The 22264-nt window shown below is 41.3% G+C and carries 19 protein-coding genes; 7 read left to right on the forward strand and 12 right to left on the reverse strand.

What is annotated here, in order from left to right; translation table 11 throughout:
* The first annotated feature begins 202 nt into the window (after positions 1-202).
* On the forward strand, positions 203-1216 hold the full coding sequence (locus tag PAT01_RS07610; RefSeq protein ID WP_154945268.1) for a nuclear transport factor 2 family protein: 1014 nt from the start codon (positions 203-205) through the stop codon (positions 1214-1216).
* A gap of 55 nt (positions 1217-1271) precedes the next feature.
* Here the strand turns inward: PAT01_RS07610 and PAT01_RS07615 are convergent, their stop codons facing one another.
* The 5 genes from PAT01_RS07615 to hisD are packed head-to-tail and all read right to left on the reverse strand — an operon-like array spanning position 1272 to position 6055.
* Entirely contained in the window at positions 1272-2294 is a 1023-nt protein-coding gene (locus PAT01_RS07615) for an ester cyclase (protein ID WP_055255211.1), read from the reverse strand.
* Positions 2281-3060, reverse strand: a complete 780-nt coding sequence (locus PAT01_RS07620; RefSeq protein WP_154945269.1) for an HpcH/HpaI aldolase family protein — start codon at positions 3058-3060, stop codon at positions 2281-2283. The genes PAT01_RS07615 and PAT01_RS07620 overlap by 14 nt, the downstream gene beginning before the upstream one ends.
* A complete protein-coding gene (locus PAT01_RS07625) occupies positions 3057-3758 on the reverse strand; it encodes an alpha/beta fold hydrolase (protein ID WP_154945270.1) in 702 nt (233 codons plus the stop codon). The genes PAT01_RS07620 and PAT01_RS07625 overlap by 4 nt, the downstream gene beginning before the upstream one ends.
* 14 nt (positions 3759-3772) lie before the next feature.
* Entirely contained in the window at positions 3773-4780 is a 1008-nt protein-coding gene (locus PAT01_RS07630) for a LacI family DNA-binding transcriptional regulator (RefSeq protein WP_024033720.1), read from the reverse strand.
* Positions 4781-6055, reverse strand: a complete 1275-nt coding sequence (gene hisD, locus PAT01_RS07635; RefSeq protein WP_024033719.1) for a histidinol dehydrogenase — start codon at positions 6053-6055, stop codon at positions 4781-4783.
* Between the two features lie 129 nt (positions 6056-6184).
* Between hisD and PAT01_RS07640 the strand changes: the two genes are divergently transcribed.
* Positions 6185-6925, forward strand: a complete 741-nt coding sequence (locus PAT01_RS07640; RefSeq protein WP_024033718.1) for an SDR family NAD(P)-dependent oxidoreductase — start codon at positions 6185-6187, stop codon at positions 6923-6925.
* An 18-nt stretch (positions 6926-6943) separates the two neighbouring features.
* Entirely contained in the window at positions 6944-7942 is a 999-nt protein-coding gene (locus tag PAT01_RS07645; protein ID WP_154945271.1) for a cupin domain-containing protein, read from the forward strand.
* Between the two features lie 29 nt (positions 7943-7971).
* Here the strand turns inward: PAT01_RS07645 and PAT01_RS07650 are convergent, their stop codons facing one another.
* Positions 7972-8856 carry a DMT family transporter gene (locus tag PAT01_RS07650; RefSeq protein ID WP_154945272.1) on the reverse strand — a complete coding sequence of 295 codons (885 nt, stop codon included), beginning with the start codon at positions 8854-8856 and terminating at the stop codon, positions 7972-7974.
* A 105-nt stretch (positions 8857-8961) separates the two neighbouring features.
* Between PAT01_RS07650 and PAT01_RS07655 the strand changes: the two genes are divergently transcribed.
* Positions 8962-9486, forward strand: coding sequence for a hypothetical protein (locus tag PAT01_RS07655; RefSeq protein ID WP_024033714.1), 525 nt, complete (start codon positions 8962-8964; stop codon positions 9484-9486).
* A gap of 2 nt (positions 9487-9488) precedes the next feature.
* Here the strand turns inward: PAT01_RS07655 and rsmS are convergent, their stop codons facing one another.
* From rsmS to dinG, 6 genes are read right to left on the reverse strand one after another with little or no spacing between them, the layout of a single operon-like run.
* Positions 9489-9641, reverse strand: coding sequence for a pleiotropic regulatory protein RsmS (gene rsmS, locus PAT01_RS07660; protein WP_024033713.1), 153 nt, complete (start codon positions 9639-9641; stop codon positions 9489-9491).
* Positions 9625-9906 (reverse strand): late competence development ComFB family protein, encoded by a 282-nt coding sequence (locus tag PAT01_RS07665; RefSeq protein WP_004585951.1) that lies wholly within the window; start codon positions 9904-9906, stop codon positions 9625-9627. Before PAT01_RS07665 ends, rsmS begins: the two co-directional genes overlap by 17 nt.
* 49 nt (positions 9907-9955) lie before the next feature.
* Positions 9956-10852, reverse strand: a complete 897-nt coding sequence (locus PAT01_RS07670; protein WP_154945273.1) for a histone deacetylase family protein — start codon at positions 10850-10852, stop codon at positions 9956-9958.
* Positions 10852-11460, reverse strand: coding sequence for a primosomal replication protein (locus tag PAT01_RS07675; protein WP_138579832.1), 609 nt, complete (start codon positions 11458-11460; stop codon positions 10852-10854). Before PAT01_RS07675 ends, PAT01_RS07670 begins: the two co-directional genes overlap by 1 nt.
* Positions 11461-12237 carry a TSUP family transporter gene (locus PAT01_RS07680; protein ID WP_024033710.1) on the reverse strand — a complete coding sequence of 259 codons (777 nt, stop codon included), beginning with the start codon at positions 12235-12237 and terminating at the stop codon, positions 11461-11463. It lies immediately after the preceding gene.
* Positions 12237-14312 (reverse strand): ATP-dependent DNA helicase DinG, encoded by a 2076-nt coding sequence (gene dinG / locus PAT01_RS07685; RefSeq protein WP_154945274.1) that lies wholly within the window; start codon positions 14310-14312, stop codon positions 12237-12239. Before dinG ends, PAT01_RS07680 begins: the two co-directional genes overlap by 1 nt.
* A 232-nt stretch (positions 14313-14544) precedes the next feature.
* Here dinG and PAT01_RS07690 point away from each other — a divergent pair, with 232 nt between their 5' ends.
* The 3 genes from PAT01_RS07690 to PAT01_RS07700 all read left to right on the forward strand — a co-directional run bounded on the left by PAT01_RS07690 (position 14545) and on the right by PAT01_RS07700 (position 21542).
* Positions 14545-16887: a DNA polymerase II gene (locus PAT01_RS07690; protein WP_154945275.1), complete on the forward strand. Its 2343-nt coding sequence runs from the start codon at positions 14545-14547 to the stop codon at positions 16885-16887.
* Positions 16888-17132: 245 nt separating this feature from the next.
* Positions 17133-20060, forward strand: coding sequence for a TonB-dependent receptor domain-containing protein (locus PAT01_RS07695; protein ID WP_154945276.1), 2928 nt, complete (start codon positions 17133-17135; stop codon positions 20058-20060).
* Between the two features lie 135 nt (positions 20061-20195).
* Complete coding sequence (locus PAT01_RS07700; RefSeq protein ID WP_154945277.1) at positions 20196-21542, forward strand: IS1182 family transposase; 1347 nt, start codon at positions 20196-20198, stop codon at positions 21540-21542.
* Positions 21543-22264: the final 722 nt, after the last annotated feature.

The following is a 22264-nucleotide window of genomic DNA, read 5'->3' on the forward strand; positions in this document are numbered from 1 at the left end:
GAGCCTATTTGTATTTTTATTTTGAATCATCATGAATCACTTTGACTTCGAAGTCAATTCTCATTAGTATTATTTTAAAGCAATTTATAACTTACTATTCACAGGCTTTTAATTACTCTTTAAATGCAATACATTTTGTTAAAGTGTGTTTAACGGCGGTTTGAAGACATTAATTTGACTGCGCAAACAATGAGGAATAATCATGGCAGATATACTTAAAGATAAACAACTAGTTCGTCAATTCCATACTGCACTAGAAAAAGCACAAGGCAATGATTTACAAGCCGTATTTAATGAGTTTATGGCCAGTGAATACAGCTTTAAAGGGGTGCATCCGTTTAATGAGCTTGAGTGTGCTAATGATGTAATTGCCCAAGTTTGGCAGCCATTATTTAGCTCGTTTAGTGCGCTGCAGCGCCGTGAGGATATTTTTATTGCAGGGCAAAGCGAAGCCGACGGCGGCCAGTGGGTGATGAGCATGGGCCATTTTATGGGCTTATTTGATAAAGATTGGCTAGGTATTGCGCCAACCCATAAGCTTGCCACTTTGCGCTATGCCGAATTTAACTGCGTTAAAGACGGAAAAATAATTCAGACGGGCTTTTTCGTCGATATTATTGGTCTTATGATGCAAGTAGGTTTAAACCCGCTGCCGCTCTCAACCGGGCAATATTTTACGTATCCTGGGCCACGTACGCACGATGGTATTCGTTTAGGTAAAAGTATCGATGAGCAAAGCGAAAAAACAATGGCGCTGGTAAATCAAATGATTGATAACCTAACCGCGCTTAATAAAAGTGGCGTTGATACGTGCCCGCCCGAAGTGCTTGGTAAAACCTGGGATGAAAACATGGTGTGGTATGGCCCAGCAGGCATTGGCGCAACTTACACAATTAAGCGTTATCAGCAGCAGCACATGTATCCGTTTAGAGAAGGGTTAACGGGTAAAGTATTTAACGGCCATATTTGCCGGTTTGCTGAAGATGAGTTTGCCTGCTTTTTTGGCTGGCCTAACTTAACTAACACCGCCATTGGGGGCTTTTTAGGCCTACCGGGTGCTAATACCCCAGCAGATATGCGCGTGGTGGATGTGTATCACCGCGAGGGCGATAAACTGGTAGAAAACTGGGTCATTATTGATATTCCTTATTGGTTAAAACAACAAGGCCTAGATATTTTAAAGCGCACGCAAAGTATTGCGAACCCAGGCGCATAGTCTATTTAAGTAATAAAAAAGCTCTGTTTTACAGAGCTTTTTTTGTTTATACGTCCTAGGGTGCAAAATTTAAATAGCGCGCTTTGGTAAGCTCTTTCATGCGTGCGAACACATCTACCCCAATTTGATGGTACACATCGAGTATATCTATTAATACCCAGTTTTCGCGAATTAAGTTATTCTCGGCACGCCAAAAGTCGAGACTACGCATGGTTATTTGCTGGTTTGCAGGCGCAATACCTAACCAACCATCATTACTAATAGTCATGCTCATACCCGGCCATGCGGTAAAGCCAACATAGTTTTCATCGGCAAATAAATAGCCTTTACTTGCATCACCTACTCGGTTTGGGAGGGCATTTAAAAACGGAATTTGATGCCAGTTTCTAAACCCTTTTATACCTCGTGCAGTGCCTATGGTGCTTGGTCCATACCAGCTACAGTGCGGGTGCCAAAATTGCTCAAGCTTCATGGCCTCTATACCGCCTTTGGCATAAAAACCAAGGTGCTCACACATGTCGCCCACAAGTTTTAAGCTTTGTGCTGCGTGCTCTTCATTGTATTCGTTTGTGATTAATCCATCTTGCGTTGCAGGGCCTGGTACATGCCACTCTTTACCTAAGCTCACCGAAAGCGGCCATACTTTAGCTTGCATCATTACTTCGGGAATATCCCAAATAGCTTGTACTTCTACCACTTTGTTATTTTTAATACGGTAAAATTCATGAAAACGCATGCTAACTTGATGCCCAGTAGGGGGGATATCAAGCCATGGCTTTTCAAACGAACCGGTATAATAACCGCAACAACCTACCCAGTCTGAGTCGTTAATTGAGCTACCTGCCATAACGATTGTATCGCGGCGCTCTAAGCCTACAAATGCCTCGCTAAGCGGTAAATAAACTTGCTCAATAAGTGCATTAGGGTTGGTAAGTGTTTCAAACGGGTAACACAGCTGAATGAGCGCGTCATCGCTAAACACGGTATTAATTTGTGTATGTAAGGCGTTTATATCAAAGTTATACAGGGCCTGTCTAAAGTCGTGTATTAACGCTTTATTTTTATTATGAATGTTCATTGCTTTGGGCTCCTGTTGCTGTTTCAAATTGGTCTCGCAATTGCTTAGCGCCACTTAATAAAAAGCTGTGATCTGAGCCTAATAAATAAAAGCTCACGCCTAATGATTGCCAATGGCTCAGCTCGCTCAAATTACCTACAAACATGCCACAGCATTTATTATATTTAGCCGCTGCCTTGGCTATTTTAGTGACAGCCTCAAGTACAATAGGGGCGCTTGGGTTGGTTTCGCCAAGGGAAATGGTTAAATCCATACGGCCTATAAAAATGCAGTCTATTTCATCTATTTGGCACAGTTGCTCGATATTATCCAGTGCATCGGCATCTTCTATTTGAGCAATAATACAGGTTGATGACTTATTGCTTGCTAGGTTATCGGTTAGGGCATGGGTTGTGTAACCAGCAAAGCGGCTTGAACCGGCATAGCCTCGGCCGTTATTGCCATAAAAGCAGTTTTTAATAATTGCTTTTGCTTGTTCGGGGGTTTTTATATGCGGCAGTACAAGGCCATCTGCGCCTATATCTAAGCTACTTAATAAAGAGGCGTGGTCTGTATTACTAACACGTATAAGCGTGGGCATATTTTTAGTACGTGCTGCCATTATGCAGCTATCTAAATCGCCTCTATCAAAGGGCGCATGCTCTGCATCAAGGCACAGAACATCAAGGTTAGTGTGAGCCAATACTTCTGTATTATGATAATGCGTGCTTTTAATAAAAGTACCTAGCAGTAGTTGTTTTGCATTTAACTTTTGCTTTAAATTCATGATAAAGACTCCAACCAGTCTAATAAAATTGTGTTTACCGTATTACTTCGCTCAAGCGGGGCAAAGTGAGCGCAATGACCAAGCAGTACAAGGTCACTATTAGGCGCTGCTTCATGCATACTTTGCTGAACACTTGCCGGGCATAACGGGTCATGCTCGCCCCCAATAATGAGTAGTTTTTTTGTACTTTGCTTTATTACGCTTAACGTATCTTCGCGGGTGGCAAGTGCACTCAGCTGGGCGCTAAAGGCGTTAATACCCAGATCGTTTGCCATGCTAAGTACGGTCTCTTCATGGGCTTTACTTGGTTGGTAAAAGTAGTGCGGTAAAAAGTCACGTTTAAGCAGGGCTTCTAAACTGCTGCTTTTGGCGTGTTCAATTTGTTTGAGCCTAATTGCAGGGCGCTCAGGTTTATCGGCTAAATAATTGCTCGACATTAAACACAAGGAGGTAACAAGCTCAGGGTTTGATTTTAACAGGGCAAGCGCAACAATTCCGCCCATGGAAAAACCTATAAATGGGCCCGGCTCTTGTACAATTTTTTTGCAAAGTTCTACCATTTGCAAAATGCTAGATTGCTCGGTGAAGGGTATTACGCTCGGTGTATAACCTGCATTTTGCAGTGCGTTAATTTGCGCTGCAAACATGCGGTGATTACACAGTGTACCAGGTAAAATATAAACAGGATTTTTGGCCACAAAAATTCCTTAATTTAACGTTTTTTAATAGAGTTCCCTTCAATTAATGAACCAGTAAATACCCGAACTTCTGCAGCCGCTTGAGGGTTTTCAATGCGCTCCATTAATATATCAACAGCGGCTTTAGTAAGCTGTTTCATTGGCTGTTGTATTGTGGTTATTTGATAGTTGTACCACGAAGAGGCATTAATACCATCAAATCCTACAACCGACATGTCGTCGGGCACTTTAATGCAAAAGTTTTCTTTTAGTTCATCAATTACGCCAATTGCCATAGCATCATTACTGCATATTATGGCATCGGGCTTGGGGTGTTTTTTTAACCATTTTTTAAGTGCGTCGCGTGCCGATTTATACCCATAATCACCATAAATAACCGGCGTGTCTTTAACGCCTAGGGTTTGTAAATAATTTTCGGCTATTTCTCTGCGCTCGTTTGCAACATCTGAGTCGGTAGGGCCGGAGATAATTAAATACGATTTATGGTTAGCTTCGTGTAATAAATCAATTAACTGTTTAATGCCTTTGTCGTGATTACAGCAAACGGTGTTTGCATTCGACTCAGGCACATGGCGGTTATAAAGCACAATAGGCGTACTGTGTTTAGCAAATAAGTTTAAGCTTTTACTATCAAAGTGAGCAGCTAGGGCAATTACACCATCAACCTGAAAGGTCCATATGTTTTCGAGTAATTCATCTAGCTCTTCTGCGTTATCAAGTGTAAAGAGCAGCACACGTTTATTGTGCAGTGCCAGCTCTCTGTTTAGCTCAGAAAGCACCTCTGGGTAATTCAGGTTTGCTTGCGATGACAATATAACCGCAACCATCCCCGATTGTTTGGTGATCAACATACGGGCAATAGCATTCGGGCGATAGCCCATTTCATTGGCCGTTGCGATTACTTTTTCACGGGTTTTTTTAGACACACTAAAACCGGGTCTAAAAACACGTGATACCGCCGATTGCGATACGCCCGCTACACGGGCAACATCGTATGAGGTGACTCTTTTTTGCTTCAAGATTTACTTCCTATATCGTCTTACACGAATGTCTGCTTGTTCTTTGTGGCCTGCGAACCCTTCTGCAGCACATAATCGTGAACAATACTCACCAACAACCACCGAGGCTTGCTCTGTTACTTGCTGAAAAGTACATGTTTTTATGAATTTACCTACCCATAGTCCGCCAGTATAGCGCGCAGCTTTACCTGTGGGTAGTGTATGATTTGTACCAATACATTTATCACCATACGAAACATTAGTTTGCGGACCTAAAAATAAAGCGCCAAAGTTTTGCATGTTCTCTTTAAAGTAATCGGTATTGCTGGTCATCACTTGCACGTGTTCAAACGCTAAGTCGTTGGCAACTTGCAGCATTTCTTCGTAGGTGTCACATACAATTACCTCACCGTGATCTTCCCATGCTACGCCTGCAATATCGGCGGTGGGTAAAATAGTAAGCTGCCTTTGCACCTCAGCGATTGTATCTTTAGCTAGTTGCTCTGAGTTGGTGAGTAAAATAGCCGGTGAAGTAGGGCCGTGCTCAGCTTGGCCGAGTAAATCTGCCGCACATAGCTCGCCATCTACACTGTCATCGGCAATAACGAGGGTTTCGGTAGGCCCGGCAAATAAATCAATACCAACACGGCCAAATAGCTGACGCTTTGCTTCGGCTACAAACGCGTTACCTGGTCCAACTATCATATCTACCGGCGCAATAGTTTGTGTACCAATTGCCATTGCAGCTACTGCTTGCACGCCGCCTAAACAATAAATTTCATCTGCTCCGGCCATATCCATCGCGACTACAATTTCAGGTGATGGCTTGCCATTAAACGGTGGAGCCATGGCTATTACGCGTTTAACACCCGCTACTTTAGCGGTTAATACGCTCATGTGCGCAGAGGCTAATAGCGGGTATTTACCACCTGGCACATAACAGCCTACGCTATCCATAGCGATATGTTTATGACCAAGGGTTACGCCCGGAAGAGTTTCTACTTCTACGTCTTTCATTGAGTCACGTTGTATTTGTGCAAAATTACGTACTTGGCTTTGCGCCCACTTAATATCGTTAATTAATTGCTCATCAAGTTGTGTATAGCAGGCTTTAATTTCGTCTTCTGAAAGTTTGAAAGACTCCGGAGTCCAGTTGTCGAACTTTTCAGAGTACTCACGAATGGCTGCGTCACCTTCGGTTTCAACATGCGCTAAAATATTCTCTACAATATCTCTTACCGATTGATTTTGTTTTTGTTTTGAGTCAATTGGTTGACCCTTTTTTAAATGCTTTATCATTGCTAGTGTCCTTAGTGAGTCGTTGTTATATACACATTTGATGAGACGTATTGGTTAAATAATGTCTTGCATCTAACTGCACTCTAATTAATAATGACTTCGAATGCAATACAGAATTTAGGTGAACAAATGGGATTTGATAAAACGCTTTTAGTGGGTAAAACCATTTTAGTGACAGGTGCAGGCAAAGGTATTGGTAAAGCATGCGTAGAAAAATGCGTAGATGCAGGGGCTCAAGTTATTGCAGTAGCACGTACCCTCAGTGACTTACAAACATTACAGAAATACGCGCCTGAGCAAATAGAAATTTGGCCGCTAGATATAAATAGCGATGCTTTTTTTGAGCGTTTAAAGGCGCTAAAAACACTCGATGGGCTGTTAAATAACGCCGGTATAAATCGGGTTGCGCCAATGCTTGAGCAAACAGATGAAAATATTGATGACGTAATTGCGATGAATATACGCAGCGTTTACAAAATTAGCCAAGCGGCACTGCCAGCGCTAATAAATTCTGGCGCTGGGGCGGTGGTTAATATGTCGTCGCAAATGGGGTTTGTAGGTTCACCTAAACGTACTTTGTATTGCATGAGCAAACATGCGGTAGAGGGGTTGAGCAAAGCAATGGCGGTTGAACTTGCCGATAAAAATGTGCGCGTGAACACCGTAGCCCCCACCTTTGTAGAAACCCCAATGACCAAACCCATGCTAGAAGATGCGACGTTTAAGCAGTTTGTTTACGACATGATCCCACTGAAAAAAATTGCCCAAACCGATGATATTGCCAATGCTTGTGTGTTTTTACTAAGCGGGCTTTCAGCAATGATCACCGGTACAAGTATTAAAATTGATGGCGGTTGGACCGCACAGTAACCAATTTAGGAGAGAGTAATGAGTGTATTTGCAGATAGGTTAGTACGATACGATGATTTAATTGCGTGTAAAAATGCCTTTATTGATACACGCTCGCCGGGGAGCGATCAAAAAGAAAACTTTACAATTATTGGCCCAGGCGTTGCCGAAAACCCAAATCAACATGTACATATTTCTATTCCTCATGGGTTTAATATTGGTGGTGCGCGCCAACCTGCAGGGTGTTTAAATTCGCAGCATAGCCATTTAACTGAAGAAATTTTTGTAGTACACAGTGGTACGTGGGCTTTTTACACTGGTGTTGACGGTAAAGATGCCAAGGTAATTTTAAATGAAGGCGATATTATTTCGATCCCGATGGATATATTTAGAGGGTTTGAAAATGTTGGCGACGGCGTAGGCTATTTATATGCGGTACTTGGAAGTGATAACCCAGGTAGAGTACTTTGGGCTCCGCAAGTATTTGACATGGCAAAAGAATACGGACTAATTTTGCTAGAAAATGGCAGCTTAGTAGATACCACGTTAAATGAAACCATTCCCGATGGCGTAAAGCCAATGGCAGTCACCAGCCAAGAGCAAATAGCGCAGCACAGAGTAATAACCGATGAAGAGCTGGCACAAACTGTGGTTAAAGCCAGCAACTTTAACTGGAATAAACGCTCGTACCTTAGCCAGTTTGATGGCGTATATGAAGCGCCATTAGTCGGTAATTTAAACGCCAAAACATGTATTCAAACACAGCTAAATTGGCCTCATGGCTTTAATATTTCTGCGTTAAAGTTACAACCAGATGCACAGGTTGCGCCTCATATTCGTTTTGAAGAAGAGGTTATATTTGTTCATCAAGGAAGCGTAACAATAGACTTAGGTGATGAAGTATTAACGCTTAACCAAGGTGATACTTTTTCAGTGCCTATTGAGCACGTAAGAGCCTATAGCAATAATAGCCAAGCCGACTGTGTGCTTTATATAACGCGCCGCCACGACGCGCCAAAAGACCCACAATTTGTTTAAACTTTAATGCTATATAAAATTTAAGGCACTTAGCTTGTTTTAGCTAAGTGCTTTTTTCGTGGTAAAAAACCAGTAACCAACATAGTACCCACAATAACAAATAATGCGCCGAGTAACGTGTTTGGCCCTATTTGCTCATCTAAAATTAAATGCCCCCAAAAAATGCCAAATAGCGGAATTAAAAACGTGACCGTTAAAGCTGAGGTTGGGCCTATATCGTCAATAAGTTTAAAAAATAAAATATAAGCAAGTGCGGTACACACCACGCCAAGTGCTAATACGCCGAGCATAACGTTTGTATTAGGTACTTCGCGCATTGGCATAAAAAGTATAAGGGGCAGTACTATAAAACTGGCTGCCCACATAGAGCCGTGTGCGTTATCGAACGGGGCAAGCTTTGGGGCATTTTTTGTATAATGGGATGCAATGGCATAACACAGGGAGGCGCTTAGCGCTGCTACAATCGCAATAAGTGACTGACTATTTAATACAAAATGATTTTGCCCAACTAAAATTGCCACGCCTATTAAACCCAACAGCAAACCTAACACCATGCTTTTAGTCGGTTTGGTTTTGCTCCAAATTATACCCACCACCGCGCCCCATATGGGCGTTGTAGAATTTAAAATAGATAAAGTAGAGGCGCTAATCGTTTGCGCGGCATAAGCAAACAGTAAAAAGGGTAGGGCGGAGTTAAGTGCGCCAATTATAAAAAAGTGCTTTGTGTGCTTAGTAAACGCCAAGCGGCGTTTTAAGTACAGCGCCACAATAAAGAGGGTGAGTGCGGCAAAGCCAACTCTAAACTCTATTAACACCGCTGGGCCTAAGCTGTTTGCTGCCATTCGCATAAATAAAAATGACGCGCCCCAAATTGCAGCCAGAAAAAATAACCGAAGTAAACTTGCTAAGCTCATGATAGTATTTTAATTATACAAATTAATTTACAGAGTAACAGGCTTTGCATTAACTGTAAGCCAGATTCGGTACTCGCATATAAAAATAATAAAAAAGGAATAGTCATGAGCCGATATTTACTGATCACAGCAATTATGGGAGTGGGTTTATTAAGTGGTTGTGGGTCTACGCCTATTAATTTATACGATGACATAACCATGAAAAAACATGAGTACAATGGCATAAAAGCGTATAAAAAAGGAGATTATAAACAAGCCTTTATGTACCTAAAAGACCCTGCAGCACTTGGCTATAAAAGCGCGCAATACACATTGTCGTTTATGTTTTTAAAAGGGCAGTACTTAACACAATCCACTAACATGGGTATGGGGTGGCTAGGCGTTGCAAAAGAGGCTGGAGTTGAAAGTTGGCAGGCGCAATACAATACCTTTTATAACGCAGCCACTTCGGCGCAACAGCTTAAAATAGACGAAACCGTTGCGTTGTACATAAGCCAATATGGTAGTAAAGCACAAAAAATGACGTGCCGTCGCTCAACAACCCCAAGACGCACGTTTGGCGAGATTAAAATTGATTGTAACAAACACGATGGCACTGTGACTAAATACGAAGTGCAAACAAAAGAGTAATGCTAAGCGGTGGCTTGTTTTTGTTCAAAGTCACTTTTTACAATTTCGAGCGCTTTTAATACATCCTCTGGAGCAACCTCGTGCTGCTCCAAAAGCATAATTAAATCCACTGCCAGTTTTACATGTGTAGGGGCGTTATCAAGTGGGCTGGTCATCTAAATCTTTCTTTTTTGAAATTTGGCTAATAGCAACATCAATAGCGGTTTGTACGCGCTCTTCCATGTGAATACGTTCACTTTGTGGTAAATAAAAGGCCATATCTACATCGTATCTAATATAACGTGGCGGCAACTGATTAAGTACCGTGCAACAAAAATCGGCCATTACATCTTCACTGTAAACTTTATCTAGTTTACGTTTAATGATTTCTTCAACCACAATTTTTTCGTAAAAGTTATGTATGTCGTCGTGCAGTCGCATCGTGCTAGCGCCTTTTATAGAGTCCGTTTATTTGAGTGTATACTAAGCACTAAAATAAATCGATAGCAGCTTTAAATAGTTGTTTATGAACATTAATTAACGCATTTAAATTACGCTGATAACCGCCACCTAAAGCGCACATAAGTGGGATGTTATGGGCTTTGCAGTAGTTAACAATAAAATAATCGCGCGCATAAACCCCTTCAAGCGATACATTAAATAACCCTAGCTCGTCTTTTTCGTAAATATCAGCCCCTGCGTTATATAAAATAATATCGGGTTTATGAATACGCACGCAAAATTCGAGGGCTTGTTTTAGCGTTGTTAAGTACTCGGTATCTGATGTGTTGGCAGGTAGGGCGAAGTCGTAATCGGAGTGTTGCTTTAAGCGCGGAAAATTTTGCTCGCAATGAATAGAGCAAGTAACTATAGCGTTATTATGTTGCGTAATTTGTGCTGTGCCATCGCCTTGGTGTACATCACAATCAAATATTAATACGGTATCGGCTTGGTCTGTATTGATTAAATGCGCGCCAGCCACAGCCAAATCGTTAAAAATACAAAAGCCACTTCCGTAATCGCTATATGCATGATGATAGCCACCACTTAAATTAGCGCAAAAACCATGTTTTAGTGCGTATTCGCTGCCTTGAATACTGGCGCCAACTGAAAGTAGCGTACGCTCTACTAATTTGCGTGAATACGGGAAACCCATTTTTTTAATTGCTTTATTACTGAGTGTGGCGTTTAAAAAATCATTTATGTAGCCTGGGCTATGGCACAGTGCAAGCTGCTCGGGCGTAGCTTTGGTTGGTGTATTAAACTGTGTAGCCCCAAAGCCTAAGCGTTCTATTTCTGCTTTTAGCATTTGGTATTTTTGAATAGGAAAACGGTGGCGCTCAGGAAGCGTTAAAGCACTGTAAAGCGGGTGGTAAAAAAGCTGCATTAGCGTAATTGTTGTTTTTCGACTTGTTGAATTTTATCTTCGGTGGCCGAAATAGCTTTACGGCAGCGGCCTAAACGCGCATGCGTGGTTAAAATTTCCATATTAAGTTTTTGTGCTTGCGCTGGGCTGGCTTTTTCCATTTGTAGTTTACGCTCTTCAATCATTAACACTAAGCGTCGTTCAAACTCATGGTTTTGTTTAAGCTCGTCGTATAGCTCGTGCGACGATTGCATTATTTTTTTTACGGCTTGCTTATAAACCGTATTTTTGGGCCTAGGTTTGTACTGGCTTTTGTTTTCTTTTGCCCAGATGGGGGTCGATTTAATAACACTAAATACAGCTTGTACTTGATTACCTATGCGCTCGAGTGCATAAGCATAAGCATGGCGGTGATCACTTGGTGGTAAGCTGGTAATTTCGTCTTCAATTTCTGCTACGTAGTCAGTTAAGTTCATGCTTTTAGTACTAAATACGCCGCGGTCAAATAAACTAGGCTGCGCCTGCATATAGCGGTTTTTAGAAAACAACTTTGCGCTATCAAATTGCTCAGCTTGTTGTTTAAGCGTAGCAACTTGTTGGCGTAATTTATCTAACGCGTGTGTTTGCATTTACAAATAAGCCTCGTAAATCAGTTTTAATGCTAGCAGTATAACCATAGTGTTAAAAACAGGGCGAATAAACTTACCGCCAAAGCGAATGGCTGAGTGAGCGCCAATCCAAGCACCTAACATAATAAAAAAGCCCATGATAAGGCCTAATAAAAAGTTTACATGACCAAGTGCCACAAAGGTAATAAGCGATATAAAATTAGATACAAAGTTCATTGAGCGGGCTAAACCACAGTTAAGCAGTAAGCTCATTTTATAAAATAAACTATTAGATGCGGTCCAAAATGTACCGGCGCCTGGGCCTGCTACGCCATCAAAAAAACCTAATGCTAAGCCCTGCAACCACTGCTTTAGTTTAAGTATTGGTGTTACTTTTGGTAAATCATCGCCCTGTGTGGTGCTTAAACTACCAAACAAGCTATAACAGGCCACCATAATAATAATGATAGGCAAAAGCTTATTTAAAAATTCAATACTTAAGTGATCGACTATTAACGTACCAATCACAGCGCCTATGGCTGTAGCAAAAATGGAATTTGCCCAAAATTTAGGACTAAATAGATTTTTTTTATAATACGTGTAGCTGGCCGTTAATGAGCCAAAGCTTGCCGCAAGCTTGTTGGTGCCAAGCGTTACATGCGGTGGCAAGCCAGCGGTGAGTAGTGCAGGGACTGTTAATAAGCCACCGCCGCCGGCAATTGCATCAATAAAGCCAGCAGCAAGGGCCGCGGCACATAAAACTGCCAGTGTTGTGGGATCTAAAGCAAGTTCAAACATTAATAATCTATTTGTCTTTTAAAAGGTGGTAAGGTGTCGAGCATGGCTTTGCCGTAGCGCTTGGTAATTAAGCGTCTATCGAGAATGGTTATACGGCCTTCATCGCTCTCTTTTCGCAGCAGTCTACCACAGCTTTGTACCAATTTCTTTGCTGCATCGGGCACCGTAATAGACAAAAATGGATTACCGCCTTTACTTTGTACAAATTCGGCTTGGGCTTCTTCTATTGGTGATGTAGGTACTGCAAACGGTATTTTTGTAATTATTAAGTTTTCTAAATATTTACCAGGTAAATCAAGCCCTTCTGAGAGGCTTTGCGTACCAAATAAAATACTACCTTTACCGATATCAATATTTTGGGTGTGTTTTTTTAATAATGCCTCGCGCGACATTTCGCCTTGCACTAATAAGTTAAAACCTTTTGTTCTAAGAAACTTAGCCACATGGTCCATTTGCCAGTACGAGGCAAACAACACCAAATTAGCTTTTTTTGTGTTTAAGTACTCTGGCAAGGTTTGCGCTATATGGTCACTAAATGCTTTGTCGGTTGGCTCAATTTTACTTACCGGGATACGCAAAGTGGCTTGTTTTGGGTAATCAAACGGAGAGGGCACTTTAATAAACTTAACGCCTTCTTCTTTTGCTAACCCGCTTTCATAGGCAAAGTGGTCAAACGAACCAAGAGCACTTAAAGTTGCCGAGCATAGTACCGCCCCTGCGCATTCATTCCATAGCTTGTCTTTTAAGTAGTAGCCAACTTCGATAGGGCAATCACTTAATAGGTGATCGTGATGGTTTTTATATTCTAAACGTTTGATCCACCTTGCGTGAGGTGTGCCTTCGCCTTTATTTGCATAGCTATACCACAGCTTATTTAATTGCTCTAAGCGGTTTATATAGTGCCCGCTTTCGGCCAAAACAGGGTCGGCAACGTAGGGTTTTATATCGCCATCGCTTACATCTTGAGTGAGGGTATCGTGCATTTTATTTAAACAACGCAGTGCATCTAGTGTGGCGTCACTTATATCTTTAGCTTTGTTGTGCAATGATTTTGGTATTTCGCCATGCTCAAAACGATATGTATCGTCTTTTGAGTATTCAAAGTCGGCATTATCAAGAATATCACGCACCACTTTTAAGTCTTTATTAGCATCGTTAATGCTATCGCACAATTTGAAATTTTGACCAATGGCCTTTTGACCTACTAATACTTTAGACATTTTACCACTAAATTTAGTGAGCTTATCGAGCCAATCAATGGTGCCTTTAATAGTGGCCGCTGCCGATGAAAAGTCGCGGGTAATATGCGCAAGGTGGTGAGCTTCATCTATGACATAAATGGTGTTATCGGGCTCGGGTAAAATTTTACCGCCCCCTAAATCCAAATCTGCCAGTAGCAGTGAGTGGTTAATAACAAGCACATCCATTTGCATAAGCTGATTACGAGCAAGCTGAAACGGGCAGGTTTGATGGGCTTTCATTTGGCGTTGGCAAGCGTGTTTATCGCATGCGATTAAGTTCCACACTCTATCGGGTATGGTGTCGGCCCAACTATCTCTGTCGCCTTGCCATTTTTTATTTACATAGGCATCGTAAAGGCCTTTTAAACATTTCGTTTCCATATCACTTAGCGGCGAGGTAAGTGTGGGCATAAACTCCATTTGCGTTTGGCTATCGCCATTAACAGCGTTATGTAATTTATGGGCACATATATAGCGTTGCCTACCTTTTACTAGGTCAAACTTAAAGTCGAGCCCTGAGTGTTTTTTAAAAAAAGGCAGCTCTTTTGCTATTAATTGCTCTTGCAGGGCCACGGTTGCAGTAGAAATAACCAGCTTCTTTTTTTGAGCAAGGGCAAGCGGTAACGCGCCTAAACAATAAGCAAGCGATTTACCAGTCCCTGTGCCAGCCTCAATAACACATATTCGCTGCTTTTTATGGTATTCGCCAGCCAGTGTTTTTGCTATTTCGGCAACAAGGTAGTTTTGGCTACTGCGGGGGCGGTAATCAGTAAGGTTACTAGCCACATGCTGGTGTACTTGCCTAATTGTTTTTTTTAGTTGGTCAGAAAGCATGGGGAGATAAACCTAAAATATGTATATAATTACAGTGTATGGATTTTAGAGTTATAACCGTGTAACTACAAGCAAGGATGAAATTAATTTAGTAAATTAATGCGGCGATTTTTTAAGTTTATAAATTACTCCCTATTATGGCCTGTTTATATTTTGAGGTTGAACAATTTTCAATCCTTAACGTTCATGGCCTTAAAGTAGAAAAACAAAATATAAGTAAGGTTTATTGATAGTGTATTTAACATCTGGTTTTGTACTTTCTGCACAAGCGCACGATAGCGCTCAGGGTTTACAATATGAAATTTGGTTTGCTACCGATAATGGACCAATAAAGACAATTTCTGAGAATGAAACCGCACTATTTTTTATAAAAAACGCAGATGAAAAAGCAGCTCAAGCTATTTTATCTGCCGAATCACTAAACTTTTTAATTAAACCTCTTTCACTTAAAAATTTTCAGCAGCAAGATATGTGTGGCTGTTACTTTTACTCACTCAAACACTTTTATAGCGCGAGCAAAGCGTTAAAAAGTCGCGGTATTACACTTTATGAAGATGATATAAGGCCCATTGAGCGCTATTTAATGGAGCGATTTATTAAAGGCGGGGCGTGGATCACGGGTAAACGAGTGGATCATGCACATTACACTGAAATTTTAGATGCTAAATTAAAAACCAATGGCGATTATACGCCCGTGCTTACTAAGTTATCACTTGATATAGAGTGCAATGAAAGTGGGGTGTTGTTTTCTATTGGCTTGGTAGGCTGTGGTTTAGATTGCGTAATCATGATCGGAGAGCCTGAGCATCACGACCCAGTGATTGGTTATACTATTATATGGTGCGCAGACGAGGTTGCACTATTACAGCAACTTGTAACACTTATTAAGCAGTGCGACCCAGATATTATTATTGGGTGGAATGTTATTGAGTTTGATTTTGCAGTTATTTATGAGCGCTCTGCGGCACTTGGGGTAAAACTATTACTAGGAAGAGGAAACCTTCCTTTATATGTTCGAAAAGGCCATTTTACAAGGGTTTCTATTCCCGGGCGCTGTGTAATTGATGGCATTGATACTCTAAAAAATGCCACTTATAGTTTTGAAACTTTTTCACTTGCTAATGTAGCTAAAGAAATTTTAGGCGAGTCTAAATTAATTGAATCTAGTAATAGCTTACAAGAAATTATTCGTCAATTTAATGAAGATAAACTCTCGCTCGCTAACTACAATCGCCAAGACTGCATTCTCGTTAATAAAATATTCGATAAGCTAAAACTTCTCGATTTTGCTGTTATTCGCACACAATTAACAGGCCTTGAGCTGGAAAAGCGCGGCGGCTCAGTGGCGGCTTTTGTAAACATGTATTTGCCTTTATTACATCGCAGCGGTTATGTAGCACCTAATATGGGCGACCATGGGCTGACGTTTGAAAGCCCAGGTGGTTATGTTATGGAGTCGGTACCAGGGCTGTATAAAAATGTCATCGTGCTTGATTTTAAAAGCCTGTACCCCAGTATTATGCAAACTTTTCATATAGACCCGCTTGGCCTGATAGAAGGGATTGAAAACCCTGAAAATAGTATTGAAGGTTTTAATAGCGCACAGTTTTCTCGAGATCAGCACCACTTACCCAAGCTTATAAAAAGCCTAGCACTCCAGCGTCAACGAGCTAAAGATAATCACGATTTAATGCTATCTCAAGCCATTAAAATAATAATGAACAGCTTATATGGTGTATTAGGCTCACAAGGCTGTCGTTTTTATGACCCTAGACTCTCAAGCTCTATTACTTTACGTGGCCATGAAATAATGCAGCAAACTAAAAAGTGGATTGAAGAGCAAGGTTATAGTGTTATTTACGGCGATACCGATTCGACCTTTGTAAAGTTAACGGATGATTTAAGTGTTGAAGTGTGTAATAAAATAGGTAAACAGTTAGCTAAACACATAAACACGTTGTGGCAGCAACACATACACGCTAAATATAATTTAACTAGCCATTTAGAAATAGAGTTTGAATCGCTTTACAGCCCGTTCTTTTTACCCACCATAAGAGGTAAAAGTGTGGGGTCTAAAAAGCGCTATGTAGGTCAGTTAATAAAGCCGGATGAATCAAAACTGGTTTTTAAAGGCTTAGAAACCGTAAGAAGTGACTGGACTAAACTGGCTCAACAGTTCCAATTTGACTTATTTACCCTCCTTTTTAATCAACCTGAGCAAATTAGTGACCTTGTAAACGATTACATTAGTAAACTTTTACGTGGCGAATTTGATCATTTGCTGGTTTTTAAAAAACGTTTAGGTCAAAACTTAACCGACTATCAAAAAAATATCCCTCCACATGTGCAAGCAGTAAAAAAGTTTCAGAAACAAAATAGTGAATTTACGCTAAAAAGAGGTGAATTTGTTACATTTGTTTACACAACCCACGGTGTTGAGCTGTATCAAGGGCTGCATAGCTACGACTACCCATTGTATATAGGCAAACAAATTGTACCTCTATTAGAAATGGTTACGCAATTTATTAACGTTAACGTAAACAGTTTCGAGCTAAAACAGTTCGAACTATTCTAACTTGTACCTATTAATACAATTTTTGATTACATAATCCACGCTTTAGCTTTATTTTTGTACAGTTATTCCTCATCTAAGCTAAAAAACAATAAATAACCCTTTTTTAATTAATATTTGGTTAACAGTAGTTGGCTTTTAGATATTTTTTGTTTAGTATTTGGTTTAGTCGCTGTTAATAAACTGTGACAACAAAAAATAATTAAATAATAGTCGCTTCTAACAAGTGGTGACCCAGGGAGAATCAAATGTTAAATAATAAAGTTTCAAAGGCAGTTCGCTTAGCGATTGCATTTGGTGCAGTATCAACAGCTGCATTTTCGTCAAGTTCATTTGCTGCAGAAGAAGACGAACTTGAAAAAATAGAACGCGTGCAAGTAACGGGTTCTCGTATTCGTTCAGCAGAGGCAATGTCATCAGCACCTATACAGGTTGTAAGTGGTGAGGCAATTGATGCATCAGGCTCTTTGAATATTCAAAACCTATTGCTAGAAAACCCGGCATTTGGCTCTCCGGCTATTAGCCGTACTAACTCTAACTTTTCAACGGCAAGCGCGGGTGTAGCTACTGTTGATTTGCGTAACTTAGGTTCAAATCGTACTTTAGTACTTGTTAATGGTCGCCGTTATGTATCGGGTGTGCCAGGTAGCTCGGCAGTTGATTTAAATACTATACCTAGCCAATTTATTGAACGTGTGGAAATTATGACTGGTGGTGCCTCATCAGTATATGGCTCTGATGCGGTTGCGGGTGTAGTTAACTTTGTACTCAAAGATGACTTTGAAGGCGTAGAGTTTGAAGGCCAGTACGGCGAATCAAGCGAGGGCGATGATGAATCGCGCCAGTTTTCTTTTACTTCGGGTTTAACTACAGGTGATGGCAAAGGTCAAGCCATGTTCCACTTAGGCTACTCAGACCAAGGCGCTGTGTTTTCACGCGACCGTGAGCGCTCTGCAGTAGACCAATTTTCAGGTATTTATTTTGAAGACGATCCGGCGGCAAATCCAGGTTCTATTTTTGAAGCTGTAAATCCGTTTTTCTCATCATTTCCTCCGCAAGGGCGTTTTGATGCAGGCGATACACGCTTTACTTATGACCCAAACAACAACTTGCAAGACTCGTTTAGCACCAATGGCGGTGACGGTATAGATGCTAACGGCTTTAACCGAAGTGGTGTACGTACTATCGCTATACCTACAGAGCGCTACCTGTTCGCCTCAAATGGTAGTTATGAGCTTACTGATAAACACAGTTTCTTTTTTGAAGGGACGTACGCTTCTAGTACCACTATTTCAGAATTAGAGCCTTTCCCGTTTGCCTCAGATGACATTTATGCTAATGGTCGTGTGCCTATTGAATTTGATGTAAATGGTGAAATGCTCAGAAACGCTTTTGTACCAGATGATATCTACAATGCAGCAACAGACACTGATGGTGATGGTGCGCGTGATATCTTCTTTGCAAAACGTTTAAGTGATGTAGGTAACCGTGGTGCTCGTGCAGAGCGTGATACATTCCGCTTAGCGGTGGGCTTTCAGGGTGAAATTAACGACAACTGGTTTTACGATACCTATTATGTGTACGGTAAAACGAAAGAGTCGCAAGTCTCTGGTGGCTTAGTAAATGTACAAAGCTTTCGCCAAGGTTTAGAGGCCGTCATTGATAGCCAAGACTTAGATGGTGACGGCATTACCGACGAAGCGATTTGTATTGATGCAACAGCGCGTGGCTTTAATTGTGCGCCAGTGAACATTTACGGATTTAATTCACTATCGCAAGGTGCAATTGATTTTGTAAGTGCACCAAGCACGCTTTCTACATCGGTAGAGCAAGAAATTATTGGCGGTAACGTTTCAGGTGATTTATTTGAGCTGCCTGCAGGTATGGTAGGTATAGCAGCTGGTTTTGAGTACCGCGAAGAGTTTTCTCGCAGTGAATTTGATGCTCTACAGCAGGCAGGCTTAAATGCCGGTAATGCAATCCCTGCAACCGAAGGCTCTTTTGATGTAACTGAATACTATGTTGAGGCGAATATCCCAGTGTTGGATGCCGTAACGATGAACGCAGCAGTGCGTTTATCAGACTACTCAACAGTGGGTAATACAGAAAGCTGGAACGTAGGTGTTGATTGGGAAGTAATGGATAGCTTACGCCTTCGTGCTACCCGCGCCCGCTCTACACGTGCGCCTAATATTGATGAGTTATTTTCACCGCCTTCGCAAACCTTTCCAAGTGGTTTAAATGATCCATGTATAGGTGTTACAAACAGCGGCGGTGGCGCTGTTGGTGATGCATGTCGTGCCGATGTGGGTGTTGCAAATAATATTGCATCAAACGGGGAGTTTACCCTTAATCAATCTGATTTACAGGGCATTAGTGGTTTTAACCGTGGTAACCCAGACTTAAAAGAAGAGGTTGGTGACTCAGTGACTGTGGGTGTGGTATTTACTCCAGAGGAGTTAATTTCAGGCCTTGACGTTACCCTGGATTATTTTGACATAGAAATAACGGATGCGATTGTATCTACACCACGTCAGTTTATTTTAGACCAGTGTTACGGTGGTGGCGATGATAGTTTCTGTAGCTTTATAACCCGTCGAAGCGGTCCATCAGGTAATAACAGTGCAGGCTCGCTTGAGTTTATCGATAGCGGTGTATCAAATAGTGGTGGTTTAGGTACAGAGGGTGTGGATTTAACACTAACTTACTCTGCCGATATTGGCCCAGGCGCATTTAGAACTCGCCTTGCATACACTTACTTGATTGATGGTTACACCATTCCGTTACCTGGTGCAGATAAAGATGAATTTGCTGGTGAAATTGGCGCATCTGAACACAAAGCTAACTGGAACCTAGGCTATAAGCTTGATGACTTTGACTTTAACTGGAGCATGACTTACATAGGGGCAGCTGACTTTGATGATCAATTCTTAAGTGGCTTTGGTATTCCTGCTGGTGGTGTGGGTATTGGCTCAGTAACCTACCACGATGTACAAGCAAGCTACCATATAAGTGACGCGGTAGAGCTATACGCCGGTGCTAACAATTTATTTGATAAAGAGCCTCCACGTATACTGTCAGGTGTAAGTGGATCAAGCACAGGTACTGAAACCGATGCAGGTACGTACGACCCTATTGGTCAAACGTTTTATGTAGGCTTTAGAAGCAAGTTCTAACCAATAGTGTCGTAACACGGCATGTAAAATAGCAATAAGCCCCAGCAACTACTGGGGCTTCAGAGTGTTGAAAAAGGGCTAGACACAGCTCAAGCCCTTTGATCTAATAAGCAGAGTGAAGTTGGAGAGTTCATTATGCTTAAAGACAAATCCCCGCAACAACATGAATTAGAAATGGTCGCGATTGACCAGCTTGTTCTACAAGACCATTTAGTTCGACTCGTAGACTTAGCGATTGATTTTGAATTCATACGCGATGAAGTCGCCCACTTGTATTGCAAAAATAATGGCCGGCCAGCCGTAGACCCTGTCCGCTTTTTTAAATACCTCTTCTTAGGTTACTTGTTTGGTATTCAAAGCGAGCGCCGCCTTATTAAAGAAGTGCAAGTGAATGTCGCATACCGTTGGTTTCTTGGTTTAGGGCTTACCGATGATGTTATTCATCACTCGACACTGAGCCAAAATCGTATAAAACGCTTTAAAGATAGCAATAATTATCAATCCATTTTCGACAATATTGTTCGCCAAGCGATGAAGCAAAAGCTCATTGGTGGGCACAGTTTATTTGCAGATAGCACCCATTTAAAAGCCAATGCCAATAAGCGTCATTATGATATTGAAGACTTAAAGGTCAGCCCCTCAGTGTATGTTGAGCAGCTTAATGAGGCCGTCACAAAAGACAGAGAAGCAGAAGGAAAAAAGCCCCTGAAATATGAGGAAAAGGAGCCTTGTACAAAACCCACCAAAGTAAGTCGAACCGACCCAGACAGTGGGTTTATGGTCCGTGATGAGAAGCCAAAAGGGTTCTTCTATTTAGATCACAGGGTAGTTGATGGCATGCACGGTATTATCGTTGATACACATACCACAGCAGGTAATGTGCATGACAGTCAACCAATCATACAACGCTTAGACCGCGTACTTGAGACATTTGAACTCAACCCTATTGCGGTTGGATTAGATGCTGGTTATTTTACAGCCGCAGTATGCCATAACCTAGAAGAACGACAACTGGTCGGCGTCTTGGGTTATCGACGACCAAACAAAAAGAAAGGGTACTTCGCAAAGCGAGAATATAGCTACGACGTAGACACCGATACCTACACATGTCCAGAGGGAGAAATACTGATTTATAACACCACAAACCGACTAGATTATCGACAATACCACTCAACCCTAGCCAAGTGTAAGGAATGCCCTGTTCGACAGCGGTGCACAAATAGTAAGAACCATACCAAAGTGATTACACGGCATGTGTGGCAAGCGAGTGTAGAAGCAGCCAATGAAATTCGCTTAAGTGAGTGGGGTAAAAAACGTTATAAACAACGAGGTGAAACAGTAGAAAGAAGTTTCGCAGATGCAAAACAACATCACGGCCACCGTTATTGTAGATACAGAGGAATTAAAAAGGTCAATGCGCAGTGTTTGTTGGCAGCAGCTTGTCAAAATATGAAGAAAATAGCCTTAATGAAGGCAGCCTAGCCGAGATTAAGCGTTAAAAGCCTCAAAAAGTCCCCCAAAAAGCCGCTTCTCAGCAGTAGAACTCCGAAAAATGACAGCCACACTAAAAAATGAAAAATAATGATAACAGCAGAAAAATCGCGATCACAGCCTGGGGCGGCCCAAAAATAATAAACTCTGCAAAAAAACAGGGTTTATCGTCAATCTGAAGCCCCAGCAACTACTGGGGCTTTTTATTTGGGCTCAGTTTTATGTTAACCCTAGCTTTTAGTTGGGGTAACTCCAACGCTTTCATAGTATTGAAATGAGTACTTTAAGATATTCTTAGGGCTATAGTAGTCAACAAATATTTTAACACCATTCTTTATTTATGTTTGGCATTTTTATGTCTAAAAGTACAGTGCTTGTCAACTCACTCAGATTTTTTCTTAAATATTTTTCAGTCTCTACTGGCGATTGAACGTCTCTATCTGATTGTAGCCGTTTCTAGGTTGCTATACTTCATATATTTAATTATGCCAGTATTTGCTCGTTGGTGTAGCTATTTGTTTGCATACCAAACTACTTTAATAGGTTTCGTATCGCTCACTTTTACATTGAGGCCACCTCTGTAAATGAAAAACTTTACCAGTGGACGGTTTTTTACGTAACATACTTTTATTATGGCTTTTAGCAATAAATCAATCCTCATATATTTATCGTTATGGAAGCTAATAGTTTGGCAAAATGTATACTCATAAAAA

Source organism: Pseudoalteromonas atlantica (assembly GCA_007988745.1).
Taxonomy (GTDB): Bacteria; Pseudomonadota; Gammaproteobacteria; order Enterobacterales; family Alteromonadaceae; genus Pseudoalteromonas; species Pseudoalteromonas atlantica.

Bases quoted from the DNA above. Each gene is read 5' to 3' on its own strand.
- PAT01_RS07670 (WP_154945273.1), bottom strand. From the start codon at position 10,852: ATGCAGCTTTTTTACCACCCGCTTTACAGTGCTTTAACGCTTCCTGAG.
- PAT01_RS07665 (WP_004585951.1), bottom strand. From the start codon at position 9,906: ATGCGACTGCACGACGACATACATAACTTTTACGAAAAAATTGTGGTT.
- PAT01_RS07680 (WP_024033710.1), bottom strand. From the start codon at position 12,237: ATGTTTGAACTTGCTTTAGATCCCACAACACTGGCAGTTTTATGTGCC.
- PAT01_RS07695 (WP_154945276.1), top strand. From the start codon at position 17,133: ATGTTAAATAATAAAGTTTCAAAGGCAGTTCGCTTAGCGATTGCATTT.
- PAT01_RS07650 (WP_154945272.1), bottom strand. From the start codon at position 8,856: ATGAGCTTAGCAAGTTTACTTCGGTTATTTTTTCTGGCTGCAATTTGG.
- PAT01_RS07610 (WP_154945268.1), top strand. From the start codon at position 203: ATGGCAGATATACTTAAAGATAAACAACTAGTTCGTCAATTCCATACT.
- dinG (WP_154945274.1), bottom strand. From the start codon at position 14,312: ATGCTTTCTGACCAACTAAAAAAAACAATTAGGCAAGTACACCAGCAT.
- PAT01_RS07640 (WP_024033718.1), top strand. From the start codon at position 6,185: ATGGGATTTGATAAAACGCTTTTAGTGGGTAAAACCATTTTAGTGACA.
- PAT01_RS07645 (WP_154945271.1), top strand. From the start codon at position 6,944: ATGAGTGTATTTGCAGATAGGTTAGTACGATACGATGATTTAATTGCG.
- PAT01_RS07700 (WP_154945277.1), top strand. From the start codon at position 20,196: ATGCTTAAAGACAAATCCCCGCAACAACATGAATTAGAAATGGTCGCG.
- rsmS (WP_024033713.1), bottom strand. From the start codon at position 9,641: ATGACCAGCCCACTTGATAACGCCCCTACACATGTAAAACTGGCAGTG.
- PAT01_RS07675 (WP_138579832.1), bottom strand. From the start codon at position 11,460: ATGCAAACACACGCGTTAGATAAATTACGCCAACAAGTTGCTACGCTT.
- PAT01_RS07620 (WP_154945269.1), bottom strand. From the start codon at position 3,060: ATGAATTTAAAGCAAAAGTTAAATGCAAAACAACTACTGCTAGGTACT.
- hisD (WP_024033719.1), bottom strand. From the start codon at position 6,055: ATGATAAAGCATTTAAAAAAGGGTCAACCAATTGACTCAAAACAAAAA.
- PAT01_RS07615 (WP_055255211.1), bottom strand. From the start codon at position 2,294: ATGAACATTCATAATAAAAATAAAGCGTTAATACACGACTTTAGACAG.
- PAT01_RS07655 (WP_024033714.1), top strand. From the start codon at position 8,962: ATGAGCCGATATTTACTGATCACAGCAATTATGGGAGTGGGTTTATTA.